Genomic DNA, 244 nt, shown 5'->3' with positions numbered 1-244 from the left:
ATTCCCTCATGTGAGGGAATGGATTATCCGGTATTAGCTCCGGTTTCCCGAAGTTATCCCAGTCTTACAGGCAGGTTGCCCACGTGTTACTCACCCGTCCGCCGCTGATCTTCAAAAGCAAGCTAATGAAGATCCGCTCGACTTGCATGTATTAGGCACGCCGCCAGCGTTCGTCCTGAGCCAGGATCAAACTCTCCAATAAAGAGTATGAGTTAAGCTCATAATTTAAAACGTTGGCTAGTGA

1 rRNA gene is annotated in these 244 nt (G+C 48.4%); it reads right to left on the bottom strand.

Annotated features, from left to right (window positions below):
- Nucleotides 1-202, bottom strand: a 16S ribosomal RNA gene (locus tag TY49_RS23695); the annotation flags it as partial.
- Nucleotides 203-244 lie beyond the last annotated feature (42 nt).

The sequence above is a fragment of the Mesobacillus selenatarsenatis SF-1 genome (genome assembly GCF_000813125.1).
GTDB lineage: Bacteria > Bacillota > Bacilli > Bacillales > Cytobacillaceae > Mesobacillus > Mesobacillus selenatarsenatis.
Note: the sequence above shows the minus strand (reverse complement) of the source record. Positions and strands in the feature narration are given on the sequence as shown.